We start from the raw sequence: 14,260 nt of genomic DNA on the forward strand, positions 1-14,260 counted from the left end.
TTCTTCAGGTCGAGACCCCCTGACACACACGTGTCAGGGGGTCTCCCACTTTAACCAGACACACCAAAAACCCAGACCACCACCCAGCCCCACAACACCCACACCCAGCGACGTTCCCGTGGACCTTCACCAAATCCAAGGAACCCTCTGTCCTGACTTGGCTCATTTCGTTAGTGCGTGAGTTTTGGGTTGCGGATGGCGTCGAGAATGGCCTGCTGCTCGGCGGCAATATCGGGGGCGAATGTCTGCGTGGTGCCGTTGATGGCGATGGTCGCTGAGCGTAAGGGCCGGAGTTGTCGGATGACGTTACGCACCGCCAGCCCTGTCCGGTTCTGGACAGTCCGGGAGACCGCAAGCGCGGTGAACACGATGGTCAGGTGCGCCTCGATCGCGTCTCGGGTGCGGTGAAACATTGGCCTGGCGCGCAGGTCAGTTTTGCTCATCCGGAACGACTGCTCGACATGCCACAGGTCGTGGTAGGAGCCGATTACTTCCCCTGCGGGCATGATGTTTGCGGGGATATTTGTCACGTAGCCTTTCAGTCCGACGAGTTGCCGGGCACGCGCTATCGAGGCCTCGTCCAGGCTCGGTTTGCCGCCGGCGGTCTTGACGAACCGTGGGGTCCGGGCTGATTTCTGTCCCTCGATGACCTCCCGTGCCCGGTTCTCCTGGGCCGTGAGCGTTGTGTTGTCATGAACAGCTCTCTTGCGGGAGTAGGCCCACACCGCCCGCCAGGATCCCGGGTGCACGGCAGGGTCCCAGACGGGTTCGGCACGCAGATCAGGGTTGTTCTCGTTCGTGTGGCCGGTCCTGGGGGTGACCGTATCGATCAGCTGCCCGTCGCTGAACGCGTCACCGTGCCAGCGGAAATGTGAGGCCAGGTCATTCGGCGCTTTCGTCATCCGGGACCCGACAATGAACCGCAGGTTCGCCTCGTCCAGCTCGCGCAGATTGCCGGCTGAAAGCATGCCTGCGTCGGCGACGACGACCATGTCGGCCAAGCCGTGGCGGACCTGGAACTGCTTGATAATCGGGATCATGGTTGCCGTCTCGGCCTTGTTGCCTTCGAAGCAGCCGATCTCCAACGGAAACCCGCCGCGATCCACCAGTAGACCGACAACGATCTGGGGATCAACGCGACGTTCCTTGGAGTACCCGACTTTCCGCAGCTCGTCTTCCTTCTCCGCCTCGAAATACAAGGTGGTGACATCGTAGAGGACCAGTGAGACGTCCCCGTCGGTCCTGGCGTGCTCGAAGCACCAGGTCGCGACCCGGTCGCGGTACTTACCCGCAGCTGCCCGGGCAAGGGTCCGCTTCATAGTCGCGTAGCTGGCAGGACTCTGGCCGAGGTCCCGCAGGACTCTGCCGGCATCCAGAAGTGAAGTTGGTTCCACGACCCGGGCGATCACCAGATCCCGGAACACCTCGTCACCGAGGCCATCGAACTTCAACGACGTGAACGCCCAGGCCAACGCATTGAACAGCAACCGGGAGTCCGTGCCCACCACGCGGGCAGGGCCCTCGCGCCCAGGAATTGCTGCCGGGCGGGCAATATCGAACAGGCCCGGATTATCAGCAGGAGCAACCAGATTCTTCACTGGAGGCGTGCGCTCGACACCAAGCTCAAGGACGCCCTGCGCCGGATTCTCCAGCAACTCGCGCGCACGCTCCAGCAGGACACCGAGTTCGGCTTCCGTATGCGCCGAACCGACGTGCTCCACTATCCGCTGACGGCCCCGCACATACTCCGCGATCTGCACACCGGTCGCCCCCGAGGCCGTCCGCACCCTCCTGATGAATGCCACACCGTGACACTAGAACAAATCCCATTAGTGCGTGAAAAACCATGAAGCAGCCCGCATCACCGCAGGTCAGCGCGATACGCTCCCGAAATATCCCGGCCCGTGAGCCAAGTCAGGCGTTTGCACCCAAAGGGGTGGTACAAAGAAACAAGACTGCTTGCGTCCACTATGTGGTTCCCAAACAACAAACCAAAACTGTTGTCACGGAACAAAAAAACACAACACAATAATCAACACCACACCTGCCACAACCTGGCAGGAAGCATGTTGTAACCACAGATTTCCCRCCCGGGACGGTCCTCACAGGCCATACCAGGGTGCGGACATAAGGTTACGGCGGTCATAGCGTGGGGGAAACGCCCGGTCCCATTCCGAACCCGGAAGCTAAGACCCACAGCGCCGATGGTACTGCACCCGGGAGGGTGTGGGAGAGTAGGTCACCGCCGGAACACCATTAAATGGTTGAGAGCCTCCAGACACACTCTGGAGGCTCTCCCACTTTAACCAGACACAAACAGCCGGGCAGCAGCAAACCCCCACGGGGCACCAAACCTACGCACCGCCGTCGAACCCGCACCCTGCCCCGCACCGCCGTCGAACGCCAGCATTCCCCGGAAACCCCGCATTGAGTGCGAGAGCGTTCCCCGGAACCTTGCATCAAGCGAGAGAGCGTCCGCTGTGGGCGCAATTCCCCCGGAAATGCCCCGGAATCCCGTGATTTAAGTCAAAAAGTCGCGGAAACACGCGGAATTTGCGGACCTCGGGGCCCCAAGCTGGTAAGTTTTCGAACAGTGGTTTGCACGCATGCCGCGTTCAGGCTCCAGAAATCGTGACCGTCCAGGAGGACATCAATGGCTAAGAACCGTAGCGAACTTGTTTCAGAGGTAGCAGGCAAGGCCGGCACCAGCCAGGCAGCCGTCAACTCCGTCCTCGATGCACTGTTCGAGGTTTTCGAGACGTCCGTCGCCGCCGGCGAGAAGATCACCATCCCGGGCTGGCTCGCAGTCGAGCGCACCGACCGTGCAGCACGCACCGGCCGTAACCCGCAGACCGGCGAGACCATCCAGATCGCAGCAGGCCACAGCGTCAAGCTGACCGCCGGCTCTAAGCTGAAGGCTGCGGTCGCCAAGAAGAAGTAGTCTTCTTCAGCACCAGCTTAAGGGGCGGCAACCTTCGGGTTGCCGCCCCTTTGCTGTTTCCCGCGGAGGCCGATTCGCCGCCGCGGCGCGGGGTAGCGGACAATGGATAGGTGCCTTCTGCAGCAAAGTCCCGTCCAACAGCGCCCCAGCCGACCCCCGGCAGGGGCGCCAGCACGCCGGGTCCCGGTATCGTGGGGGTTTCCCGGCCCTGGCAGCTTCTGGGTCTCGCAGCGCTGCTCCTGGGTCTCGCTGCAGCCCTCCTCTTCTCCGGCGCCGCAGCAGCCCGTGCGGTCTCCGACCCCGGGGCGCTGGCCCGCTGGGGACTGCCAATCAGCAAGGCCATCCACAACGTATCCCTGGCAACGGTCATCGGCGGGCTGATCTTCGCCGTCGGCATCCTGCCCAGGACCGCTGGTCCACGATCCCGGACCAGTGGCACGGACACTCCTGAGCACCCAGCGTTTGCAAAGGCGCTGGCCATAGCCGCCGCGGCCGGTGCCGTCTGGACGCTGTCGGCGATTGCCGTGCTGGTCCTCACCTACTCCGACGTCGCAGGCCAGGGACTTTCCGGGGACGCAGAGTTCACCCGGGCTCTGGTCTACTTCATGACCGACATCGGCACCGGGCGGGCGTGGCTGGCCGTAACGATTATCGCGGCCGTGGTGACCACCGCGCTGTTTGGCGTCAGGTCCCTCGGCGGCCTGGCGCTCACGCTGGTCCTGGCGCTGGTCGGGCTGGTTCCGGCAGCACTGATCGGACACTCGTCAAGCTCGTCGGACCACTCTGCGGCCGTCAACTCCCTGGGCCTTCACCTGGTGGGCGTGAGCGTCTGGGTGGGCGGCATCATCCTGCTGGCGCTGCTGTCGGGCGTACTGGCCGGATCGAAGCCGGGTACGGGCGCAGACATCACCGAACCGACGCTGCGGCGGTTTTCGGCCCTGGCAGGTTTTGCCTTTGTTCTGGTGTTTGCCTCAGGCGTCATCAACGCCAGCATCCGCGTCACCACCTGGGCTGACCTCGTTGGATCTCCCTATGGCCAGCTCATCCTGGCCAAGGCGGCAGCAACCGTGGTCCTCGGCGGTATCGGTTTTATGCACCGGCAGTGGGTTATCCCGCAGCTGGGCCGCAAAGGCTCGGCACTGTCTTCGCGCCGCGTGCTGTGGCAGCTGGTCATCGTGGAACTCCTCGTCATGGGAGCCACCTCGGGTATCGCCGTCGCCCTGAGCCGTTCGGCGCCGCCCGAGCCCACCACCTTCGCGCCCGACGCATCGCCGGCTTTCATCCTCTCGGGCTACGAGCTGCCGCCGGAACTGACCCCGGAGCGCTGGCTGACGGAGTGGCGCCTCGACTGGCTCTGGGTGGCCGTGGCGCTGTTCGCGCTGGTGGCCTACTTCCTCGGCGTGGCCAAGGTCCGGCGGCGCGGTGACAAATGGCAGTGGTTCCGCTCCGTGAACTGGGTGATCGGACTCCTGGCGCTGACCTACATCACGTCCGGACCGCCGACGGTCTACGGCATGGTGCTGTTCTCCGCCCACATGATGGGCCATATGGCGCTGACCATGGTGGCTCCGCTCTTCCTGGTGCTGGGTGCCCCGGTGACCCTGGCGCTGCGGGCCCTCCCGGCCCGTGCCGACGGCTCCAGGGGACTCCGTGAGTGGGTGCTGGTCTTTGTCCACTCCAAGTTCTCGCAGGTGGTCACGCACCCCCTGTTTGCTGCAGCAAACTTCGCGGGCTCCATTGTGCTGTTCTACTTCTCGGACGCATTCGGCTATGCGATGCGGGACCACGTGGGCCACGAGCTGATGAACCTGCACTTCCTGCTCACCGGCTACATCTTCGTGCTGGGCATGATCGGCACCGATCCGTTGCCGCGCCGCGCGCCGTACCCCATGCGCCTGCTCCTGCTGCTGGCCACCATGGCCTTCCATGCCTTCTTCGGCGTCACGATCATGGGTGGCACCAGCCTGTTGGCGGCGGACTACTTCGGCAACCTCGGCCGCCCCTGGGGACCGTCCGCCCTCCTGGACCAGCAACTGGGTGGTGCGGTGACCTGGGGCATCGGCGAAGTCCCCACCCTGCTGGTGGCTATAGGCGTCGCCATCATGTGGTCCCGCTCAGACGAACGGGAGACGCGCCGCACCGATCGGGCGGCGGACAGGAATAACGACGCCGATCTCACCGCTTACAACGATATGTTTGCCAAATTGGCCGAACGCGACGCCAGATTGGCTGAACGCAACAAGCTGGAAGGACGCTGATGAGCGAAACCGTACGCACCCAACTCCGGGTCCGCGCCTCCGAACTGGTGGGCCGTAACTGGCTCAACACCGGCGGGAAGTCCCTGGACCTCGAAGCCCTGCGCGGCAAGATCGTGCTCCTCGATTTCTGGACTTTTTGCTGCATCAACTGCCTGCATGTCCTCGATGAGCTGCGCCCGCTCGAAGCGAAATATTCCGACGTCCTGGTCACCGTGGGTGTGCACTCGCCCAAGTTCGAGCACGAGGCAGATCCAGTAGCCCTCGCCGCCGCGGTTGAGCGCTACGAGATCCGCCACCCCGTCCTGGACGATCCTGAGCTGGACACCTGGAAGGCCTACACCGCCCGCGCCTGGCCCACCCTGGTGGTCATTGACCCCGAGGGGTACATCGTGGCCCACCTGTCCGGCGAAGGCCACGGCGACGGCCTTGCTGTGCTCATCCCCGAACTGATCGCCGAGCACGAGGCCAAGGGCACCCTGCACCGGGGTTCCGGCCCGTACGTTGCGCCGGAAGCCACGTCGGGCACCCTGCGCTTCCCGGGCAAGGCACTCTTCCTCCCCGCCGGGCGTGGAACCTCCGAGGCGGGCACCCCTGGCGCCGAAGCGTCCGACGCCGAAACGTCCGACGCCGGCACCTGGCTGGTGACGGATACCGGCCACCACCGTCTCGTGGAGCTGGGCACCGACTTCCAGACGGTGCTCCGCACCTACGGCTCGGGCACCAAGGGCTACGCCGACGGCCCCGCAGCGGACGACGGCTCCGTCACGCCGACCGCCCAATTCAACGAACCTCAGGGCCTTGTGCTGCTTCGGGAAGACGTGGCAGCGACGGCGGGCTACGACGTCGTGATTGCCGATTCAGTCAACCACCGGCTGCGCGGGCTGTCGCTCGCCGACGGAACAGCCACGACGATCGCGGGCAACGGCGTCCAGCGGCTGCTGGAGACGGGCCCTGCACGCGTGGACGAAGACGCCGCAGGCTTCACCGGCCAGCTCAGCGGGCACCCGCTCGAGGTCTCGCTCAGCTCGCCGTGGGACGTTGTCTGGTCCACCAAGCTCAAAGCCGTGGTGGTGGCCATGGCCGGCACCCACCAGATCTTCAGCTTCGACCCGCTGACCGGCGCTGTGGCCATCGTGGCCGGCAACGGACTGGAAGGGCTCCTGGACGGCAAGGCCCACGAGGCATGGTTCGCCCAGCCCTCAGGCCTTGCCGAGGACGCCGACGGGAACATCTGGGTTGCGGACTCGGAAACGTCCGCCCTCCGCAAGCTGGCAATTGACGACGCCGGCACGGTCACTGTGGAAACCGCCGTCGGCAAGGGCCTGTTCGACTTCGGTTTCCGGGACGGCGAGGCGGCCGAAGCACGGTTGCAGCACCCCCTGGGCGTCACTGTCCTGCCGGACGGCTCGGTGGCCATCGCGGACACCTACAACGGTGCCGTGCGCCGCTACGACCCCGTGGCCGGTAAGGTCTCCACCCTCGCGAGGGGCCTCTCCGAACCCTCGGACGTGATTGTGGACCACACCCATGTGGCCGGCGCTGAACCGCTCCTGGTGGTGGTTGAGGCAAACAAGCACCAGCTGGTGTACGTGCCGATCCCCAAGGAAGCGCAGCAGGTGGATGAGGGCGCGTCGCAGACCCAGCGGCCCAAGAGCCCGGTGGCCCCCGGCCTGCTGGAGCTGACCGTGCGTTTCAGCGCGCCCACGGGCCAGAAGCTCGATGACCGCTGGGGCGACCCCACCCAGTTGAAGATCTCCTCCACGCCGCCGGAGCTGTTGGTGGCCGGCGGAGGCACCTCTGTGGGCCTGCTCCGGACGCTGGAGCTGGCCTCCGGAATCCCCGAAGGCGTCCTGCACATCACCGCCCGTGCCGCGGCCTGCGACGGCCCCGAAAACGAGGACGGCGAGATTCCGGACCATGCCGCCTGCCACCTGTACCAGCAGGACTGGGGCATTCCGGTCCTGCTGACGGACGACGGCGACACCGAGCTGGTCCTGGACCTGCGCGGCATGGACTAATCACCGCCGTCGCACTTTATTGAAAGGCTGCCTCCCGGGACATTCCGTCACGGGAGGCAGCCTTTTGAGTGAGCGCGGGGGCCGAGAGCAGGCAGGCAGGCGTGCAGCCATCCGACGACCCCCTGCTGCTTAGTAGCTCAGGAGCGGGGTGACCTTGATGGTGTCGCCAGCGACGTCCAGGCGGGTGGTGAAGCTGAAGTCCACCTCTTCGTTCAGCGGGAACCAGGCACCGGTAAAGGAGCTCTGCTGGACGGCCTCCACCTTGGCCTTGCCATCCAGGGGAGCAACCACCCAGCGGCCGCCGAAAGGCTCGATGGAGATTTCCGGGTACTTCGTGATGGTCCATTTGATGGTGCCATCGTCCACGTTGTTGGTGCTGGAGAAATAGAACGGGCAGTCGGGCTGCAGCCGCTGCTGCTTCACGGCTTCGGCGGCGCAGCCGTCCAGGAACTCCTGCACCCGCTGCCCCACGTCCTTCCGGAGCTGGTCGGTGGCCTGGGTCAAGAGGTTCAGCGGGGCCACCGGCGCATCGCGGGAGGTGATGGTGGCGCGGGTGGCGGGAGCGGCGAAGTACTCACCGTTGAGGGAGGCCTCGTATTCGCCGGGGTAGAAAACGGCAAAGGAGTTCCGGCCCGCCGGCATGTTCACCGGGACACCGTTGACGTTTGCTTCGCTGGCGTTCACTACCGTGATGCCCAAAGTGGGCAGCCGTGATGGCACAAAGGCCCAGGTCTTAAAGAACAGCCATTCCGTGCCGGTCTGTTCCAAAAGGAACTCGGTGCGCAGCCGGCTGCCGTCGATCGTGTACTGCACCGGAACCATGACCTGGCCGCCGGGGCGGTCCTCAGGCTCGCCGATGGTGACGTTCGCCAGGCGCGAGGCGGCGGTCTTCAGGGCCGTCCCGTCAAGCATGGCGGCGTTGCTGGGTGGCACGGTGGCCCGCAGCAAACCAAGAGCCTTGCCGCCGTCGCCATCCTGCAGCGCGGCCAGGTATTCGCGGACCGGCTGCTGCGGGCTTGCCGCAGTTTTGTTCACCACGTTCACGCCAACGATGGAAGCAGCCACGGCAAGCATGAGGCCTAGCAGCCACCCGGCCGCTATCCTCACTAACGCTTGACTCATCTGCACGCCCCTTACGTTACCTGCAAGCCCGCTGAACACTGGAGCCGGGGCGGCCGGGAGTGGGGTAGGGCAGCGCCTTCGTTAACGGCCGACGGCGGGCGTACAGCGGGTGGCATCGTCCGGTTTTGCCTACCGGCGGCGCCGGGACGAGGTGCCGAACACGCCGCGGAGCAGCTCGCGGCCGAGCTGCGTGCCCATTGACCGGACCATGCTCTTGAGCCCGCCGCCCAAAGCTCCGCCGAGGGCGCCGGCGAGTTCGCCCGCGATCCCGCCGCCCGCCGGTGCCGCCGGTTCGGGGGCGCGCGGTGCCCGCGCCCGCTCGGGGACGCTGTCCGGGGCGGGGGCAGGACGGCTGCTGGGCCGGCCCAGGATCTCCTCTTCGATCCGGCGGGCCTCCGCGTCGACGTCGGACTGGCTGCCACCTGCCTGGCCTGCGCTGGCGGGAGCGGGCGGCTCACCCGGGGCCACGCCGCCGGTGGGCGCGGCACCCTTGCCGGCGAGTTTCTCGTAGGCGGAGATGTTGTCCACGGCGGTTCCGTACTTGGCGAGCAGCGCTGACCCTGCCACGGTGCTCTTAACGAGGTCGTCCGTGCTGGGGCCCATGACGGACTCCGGGGCGCGCAGGCGGGTGAGGGCAACCGGCGTCGGAGCGCCTTTTTCGTTCATGACGGTGATGACCGCTTCGCCGATCCCGGCGGACGTGAGGGTTTCCTCGAGGTCGTAGTCGCTGACGGGGAAGGTGGAGACAGTGGCTTTCAGTGCCTTGGCATCTTCCGGCGTGAACGCGCGGAGTGCATGCTGTATCCGGTTGGCCAGCTGGCCCAAGACGTCGGCGGGCACGTCTTTGGGGGTCTGGGTGACGAAGAAGATGCCCACACCCTTGGACCGGATCAGCCGGATGGTGGTGGTGATGGCGCTCAGGAAGGCCTTGGACGCGCCGTTGAAGAGGAGGTGGGCCTCGTCCAGGAAGAACACGAGCTTGGGCTTGTCCAGATCGCCGGCTTCCGGGAGATCCTCGAAAAGGTCCGCCAGCAGCCACATCAGGAATGTGGAGAACAACATTGGCTTTGTCTGCAGCGTGGGCAGTTCCAGGCAGGTCACCACGCCGCGGCCGTCCGGGGCGGTCCGGAGCAGCTCGGCCGTATCGAACTCCGGCTCGCCGAAGAACTTCTCCAGGCCCTGGGCCTCAAGGTTCACCAGTTCGCGCAGGATAACGCCGGCGGTGGCTTTGGACAGGCCGCCCAGTTCCGCCAGCTCGTCCTTGCCTTCGTCGGAGGTGAGGAACTGGATGACGGCGCGGAGGTCCTTGAGGTCGATCAGCTCAAGGTTCTTTTGGTCCGCGAAGTGGAAGACCAGCTGCAGGCTGGATTCCTGGGTGTCGTTGAGTTCCATGACACGTGAAAGCAGGATGGGGCCAAAGGACGTGATGGTGGCACGGACGGGAATGCCGTTGCCATCGCCGCCCAGGGCGAGGAACTCCACAGGGTAGGTCTTGCCGGCCCAGGGCTGCCCGATGCTGTCCGTGCGTGCCTTGAGTTTCTCGCTGCCGGCAGCGGCCGTTGCCAGGCCGGAGAGGTCGCCCTTGATATCGGCGAGGAACACCGGAACCCCGGCTGCCGAGAGCTGCTCTGCCATCATGTGCAGCGTGACGGTTTTGCCGGTGCCGGTGGCGCCGGCCACCAGGCCATGCCTGTTCATCATGGACAGCGGCAGCCGGACCTGGGCCTCCTTGTGAAGTTCGCCGTCGACAATGGCGGCACCCAGCTCAATGGTGGCACCTTCCAGGGTGTAGCCCTGCTGGATGGTGGCGAGCTTTTCTGCAGTGGTTTTGTTGGCCATGCCGCTAGCTTAGTTGGCGGATGCCTTGAAAAGTGGTGCAGACGTGCGGCTTTTCAGGTTGCCGTGAGGGCCGGCATGATCCGAGTGCTCCAGCACCCGGGACACCGCGTAGCCGATGACCAGGCCCCAGAACGCCGGATGGATGTTGAAAAGGCTCATGCCGGACATGGTCACCACGAACGTCACCAGGGACCCCAAGGTGAACGTGGTGGCGAAGGCGGTCACAAAGGCCTGCTGGAGGGCCCGCAGCATGGCAATGCCGCCCAGGGCGAGGATGAATTCCGTCGGCGTGGCGAGCATGAGCCGGGTGAGGGCGGGAGCCAGGAGGGCGCAGGCTATGGCCAGGACGCCGAACACCACGGCCGCCGTGTACTGGCGCTGCCTGGTTCCTGAAGACGTCATGAGGGCGTTGGTAGGGCCGGTCACGCACGCCGACACAGCACCGCAGCCCGCATTGAGCAATGAAAAGGCGCCCGAAACGATGGCGAAGACGTTGACCGGCGGATTGTGGCCGGCGGCACGGAGGACGGCGATGCCCTGGCCGTTCTGAACAAAAAGCACGGTGACGGCCAGGGGAACAACGAGCTCGAGCTGGGCAGCCCAGGTGAACTCGGGAAGGGTGAAGACCGGGGTGGCCAGAATCGGTCCGCCCCCGTGGAACGAGAATTGACCGCTTGCCGCCACGGCTAGGCACCCCACCGCAAGGGTGCCGAGCACCGGTGGAAGGAACCTGCCAAGGGCAGGCACGGCCGTGAGGACCAGGAACGCGACCACCATGGGGGCGGCCACCACCGGATTTGCCTGGGACGAGGCGACGATGTCCGTGCCGAATTTAAGGAACACGGCGGCCACCATGGACATCACAATAGGCATCGGAACCACTGCCATGATTCGCCGCACCACTCCGGTGGAGCCCAACGCGAGGACGAGGACGCCTGATGTGAAGAAGGCCCCCACCACTTCCGCAAAGGACAAGTGCTGCAGGGACGGACCCAGGAGCACCGTCCCGGGAATGGACCAGGCGAAGCCCAAAGGCTGCCGATAGAGGAGAGACATGACCAACGTGGCTGCCCCGCCCGAAAAGAGGATGCCAAACACCCAGGACGCGAGCTGGGCTTCGGTAAGTCCTCCCGCCGCGCCCACGGCCAGGGTAACGGCTATCGGGCCCGAGGCGGAGAAGATGAGGCCGATCACCCCGTTGGAAATGTAAGGAAGGCCCAGGTCCCGGAAGACCTGGCGCACGCCTGCGGGGCGGACACCCGGGCGTTCCAGCAGCGGCTGGCGTACCTGGGCCGCAACAGATCCTGCCTGGGGGACGGCGGGCGGGTCCTGACGGGATGGCTGCATTCTGGCTCCTGGGAACGGGTGCAAAAAATACAGGCGCCCCGGAGTTTGCACTCCGGGGCGCCTTTGGTGCCGGGCCGGGGCGCCGGCACCTGATGAGCGGTGCTTTTTACTTGTGCTGGCCCTCTTTGGCGAGAACGTAGTCATAGACCACTTCTTCGCCTGCCCCGCCGTCGGTGCGCGTCGAGGGATCGAGCATGAGCTCGGGCTTGACTGCCGAGGCGATGTCGTCCGCGTTGTGCGGGTCGCCGGGGAAGTACAGCTGCTGGGTGACGGGCTGGAAGCCGGGCGCTGAGACCTTGATGTGGATGTGCGCCGGACGCCAGGCGTGCCAGCCTGCGGCGTCGATCAGCTGCCCGCAGGCCCCGTCCGTGGGAATCTGGTAGGGCGCCGGGCGCATCGTGTTGATTTCGAAGCGGCCGTCGTCATCTGCCTTGACCGTGGCCCGGAAGAGCCAGTCGGGCAGGCCCGGCGCGTACTGGGAGTAGAACCCTGCGCTGTCGGCGTGCCAGATTTCCACCTGGGCGTTCTGGATCGGGTTACCGTCCGTATCGGTGAAGCGGCCGGTGAAGTGCAGCGGGGTGCCCTCCTCGTCCTCACGCATTTCGACGGTGCCCGGGGTCTGGAGCACCGGGGAGTCCGGCACGTAGTAGGGCCCTTCGATGGTGCCCACGGTGCCGGGGCGGTCCTGGGAGTTGACGTCCTCCACGGTGTGTTCCAGCCACACGTCGAGGAACAGCGGCCATTCCCCGTCAGTACCTACCTTGATGAGCCACGCTTTGAGTGCGTTGTATTCCTCGTAGGTGACCTGGTGCTCGACAACGATGTCGTTGGCGGCTTTGATGAGTGCCCCCGCCAGCAGGCTCACTCTTTCCTTCGGCACATCCAGGCGGGCGAGCTTGCCGGAGGCGGCGAAGCGTTCGGTGGCCTTGGAGCCGGCTTCAACGGCAGTGCCCTCGTCCTCTTGGCGGGTGTCTGCTTGGGTCTCGGTCATGGTGATGTCCATACTCCTCTTTGAATAGGGGACAGGAACTGCTCCTGAACCCGTGCGAACCGGTGGAGGGGCAGGATCTGAACCTGTCGCGACGCAGTTCGCGTGATGACCGTCTCATCGTAGGCCGCAAATAAGGACGCTACAAATATCGATTTGGCCTGTTTTCAGTCATGAAGAAGACATAAAGGCACCCTTGGCCAAACCTAGGTGTTTGCCTGATGTGAGAGCGATCACGGTAGGGAAGACTGACGTGACAACGTCCCCCTGGGCACCGCGGGTTGGCCCGGACCTCCCGCTCATCCGTCCAGCACCCTCCAATGAAGGAGTACGCCATGACCGAGAACCTGGCCCATGTCCGCGAGGTCCTTGCCGACGCCGTGATCGACGACCGTGAGAACGGCGTCATCCGTGCCAAACGCGAAATTTTCACCAATGAAGAGATCTTCGAACTTGAAATGAAGCACATCTTCGAAGGCAACTGGGTTTACCTCGCACACGAATCCCAGATCCCCAATGTGGGGGACTACTTCACCACCACCATCGGCCGCACGCCCGTGATGATCACCCGGGACAAGGACGAAAACCTCAACTGCCTCGTCAACGCCTGCTCACACCGGGGCGCCATGCTGTGCCGCCGCAAGACGGACAACCGCACCACCTTCACCTGCCCGTTCCACGGCTGGACGTTCAAGAACTCCGGTGAGCTGCTGAAGGTGAAGGACTCACGCAATGCGGGCTACCCGGAGACCTTCAACAAGGAGGGCTCCCACGACCTCACCAAAGTGGCCCGCTTTGAGTCCTACCGCGGCTTCCTCTTTGGGTCCCTGAAGGCTGACGTGCTCCCGCTCGAAGAGCACCTGGGTGATGCCACCAAGGTGATCGACTCGATCGTGGACCAGTCCCCGGAGGGACTTGAGGTGCTGCGCGGCTCCTCCACCTACACCTACGACGGTAACTGGAAGGTGCAGGCCGAAAACGGCGCAGACGGTTACCACGTCACCGCCGTGCACTGGAACTATGCGGCCACCACGGCCCGCCGCACCGCCGGCGACTCCGCCAACAAGACCAAGGCCATGGACGCCGGCAAGTGGGGCAAGGTCAAGGGCGGTTTCTATTCCTACGACCACGGGCACCTGCTGCTGTGGCAGGAATGGACCAACCCGGAGGACCGCCCGCTGTGGGACCGCCGTGACGAGCTCGTCGCGAAGTATGGCGAGGAGATGGCCAACTTCATGATCAACATCTCGCGGAACCTCTGCCTGTACCCGAATGTCTACATCATGGACCAGTTCTCTTCGCAGATCCGCCATTTCCGGCCCATCTCCGCGGACCAGACCGAGGTGACCATTTACTGCATCGCGCCCAAGGGTGAATCGCAGGAGAACCGGTCCAAGCGGATCCGCCAGTACGAGGACTTCTTCAACGCCACCGGCATGGCCACCCCGGATGACCTCGAAGAGTTCCGCTCCTGCAACAAAACCTACTGGGCCACCTCGGCACCCTGGAACGACATGACACGCGGGTCCACCCATGAGATCGCCGGCCCCGACGAGCAGGCCAAGGCACTGGGGATGACCAAGGTCATCGCGTCCGGGGTGCGCACCGAGGACGAGGGGCTCTACCCCATTCAGCACGGGTACTGGAAGGAAGTCATGGACCAGGCATTGGCGGAGGCGGAGACCTCCGCGCTGGACTCTATTCCAGTCACAGCCTGACCCGTCCACGTGGAACCAGAGAGAGTGCA

General features: G+C 64.9%; 9 protein-coding genes and 1 rRNA gene. 5 read left to right on the forward strand and 5 right to left on the reverse strand.

The features are described from left to right. Positions 1 to 170: 170 nt before the first annotated feature. A complete protein-coding gene (locus tag AC1DIM_RS14950) occupies positions 171 to 1,805 on the reverse strand; it encodes an IS1634 family transposase (protein WP_477711284.1) in 1,635 nt (544 codons plus the stop codon). A gap of 329 nt (positions 1,806 to 2,134) precedes the next feature. On the opposite strand from AC1DIM_RS14950, the gene rrf reads away from it, so the two are divergent. The 4 genes from rrf (at position 2,135) to AC1DIM_RS14970 (ending at position 7,217) form a co-directional block, all read left to right on the forward strand. Continuing rightward, a 5S ribosomal RNA gene (gene rrf / locus AC1DIM_RS14955) occupies positions 2,135 to 2,251 on the forward strand. A gap of 402 nt (positions 2,252 to 2,653) precedes the next feature. Beyond that, positions 2,654 to 2,941: an HU family DNA-binding protein gene (locus AC1DIM_RS14960; protein WP_056341443.1), complete on the forward strand. Its 288-nt coding sequence runs from the start codon at positions 2,654 to 2,656 to the stop codon at positions 2,939 to 2,941. A 110-nt stretch (positions 2,942 to 3,051) separates the two neighbouring features. Continuing rightward, positions 3,052 to 5,199 (forward strand): bifunctional copper resistance protein CopD/cytochrome c oxidase assembly protein, encoded by a 2,148-nt coding sequence (locus AC1DIM_RS14965; protein WP_477711285.1) that lies wholly within the window; start codon positions 3,052 to 3,054, stop codon positions 5,197 to 5,199. Then, positions 5,199 to 7,217 carry an NHL domain-containing thioredoxin family protein gene (locus tag AC1DIM_RS14970; protein ID WP_477711286.1) on the forward strand — a complete coding sequence of 673 codons (2,019 nt, stop codon included), beginning with the start codon at positions 5,199 to 5,201 and terminating at the stop codon, positions 7,215 to 7,217. The genes AC1DIM_RS14965 and AC1DIM_RS14970 overlap by 1 nt, the downstream gene beginning before the upstream one ends. Before the next feature lie 129 nt (positions 7,218 to 7,346). Here the strand turns inward: AC1DIM_RS14970 and AC1DIM_RS14975 are convergent, their stop codons facing one another. The 4 genes from AC1DIM_RS14975 to catA all read right to left on the reverse strand — a co-directional run bounded on the left by AC1DIM_RS14975 (position 7,347) and on the right by catA (position 12,528). Next, a complete protein-coding gene (locus tag AC1DIM_RS14975) occupies positions 7,347 to 8,339 on the reverse strand; it encodes a hypothetical protein (protein ID WP_477711287.1) in 993 nt (330 codons plus the stop codon). A 129-nt stretch (positions 8,340 to 8,468) separates the two neighbouring features. Continuing rightward, positions 8,469 to 10,178, reverse strand: coding sequence for a helicase HerA-like domain-containing protein (locus AC1DIM_RS14980; protein ID WP_477711288.1), 1,710 nt, complete (start codon positions 10,176 to 10,178; stop codon positions 8,469 to 8,471). A gap of 9 nt (positions 10,179 to 10,187) precedes the next feature. Then, entirely contained in the window at positions 10,188 to 11,525 is a 1,338-nt protein-coding gene (locus AC1DIM_RS14985; protein ID WP_477711289.1) for a benzoate/H(+) symporter BenE family transporter, read from the reverse strand. Between the two features lie 106 nt (positions 11,526 to 11,631). Further along, entirely contained in the window at positions 11,632 to 12,528 is an 897-nt protein-coding gene (catA, locus tag AC1DIM_RS14990; RefSeq protein WP_477711290.1) for a catechol 1,2-dioxygenase, read from the reverse strand. A gap of 320 nt (positions 12,529 to 12,848) precedes the next feature. Here catA and benA point away from each other — a divergent pair, with 320 nt between their 5' ends. Continuing rightward, entirely contained in the window at positions 12,849 to 14,231 is a 1,383-nt protein-coding gene (gene benA / locus AC1DIM_RS14995) for a benzoate 1,2-dioxygenase large subunit (protein ID WP_477711291.1), read from the forward strand. Positions 14,232 to 14,260 lie beyond the last annotated feature (29 nt).

Source organism: Pseudarthrobacter sp. 01T43, from assembly GCF_056398665.1.

Bases quoted from the DNA above. Each gene is read 5' to 3' on its own strand.
- AC1DIM_RS14960 (WP_056341443.1), top strand. From the start codon at position 2,654: ATGGCTAAGAACCGTAGCGAACTTGTTTCAGAGGTAGCAGGCAAGGCC.
- AC1DIM_RS14970 (WP_477711286.1), top strand. From the start codon at position 5,199: ATGAGCGAAACCGTACGCACCCAACTCCGGGTCCGCGCCTCCGAACTG.
- AC1DIM_RS14975 (WP_477711287.1), bottom strand. From the start codon at position 8,339: ATGAGTCAAGCGTTAGTGAGGATAGCGGCCGGGTGGCTGCTAGGCCTC.
- AC1DIM_RS14980 (WP_477711288.1), bottom strand. From the start codon at position 10,178: ATGGCCAACAAAACCACTGCAGAAAAGCTCGCCACCATCCAGCAGGGC.
- AC1DIM_RS14985 (WP_477711289.1), bottom strand. From the start codon at position 11,525: ATGCAGCCATCCCGTCAGGACCCGCCCGCCGTCCCCCAGGCAGGATCT.
- catA (WP_477711290.1), bottom strand. From the start codon at position 12,528: ATGGACATCACCATGACCGAGACCCAAGCAGACACCCGCCAAGAGGAC.
- benA (WP_477711291.1), top strand. From the start codon at position 12,849: ATGACCGAGAACCTGGCCCATGTCCGCGAGGTCCTTGCCGACGCCGTG.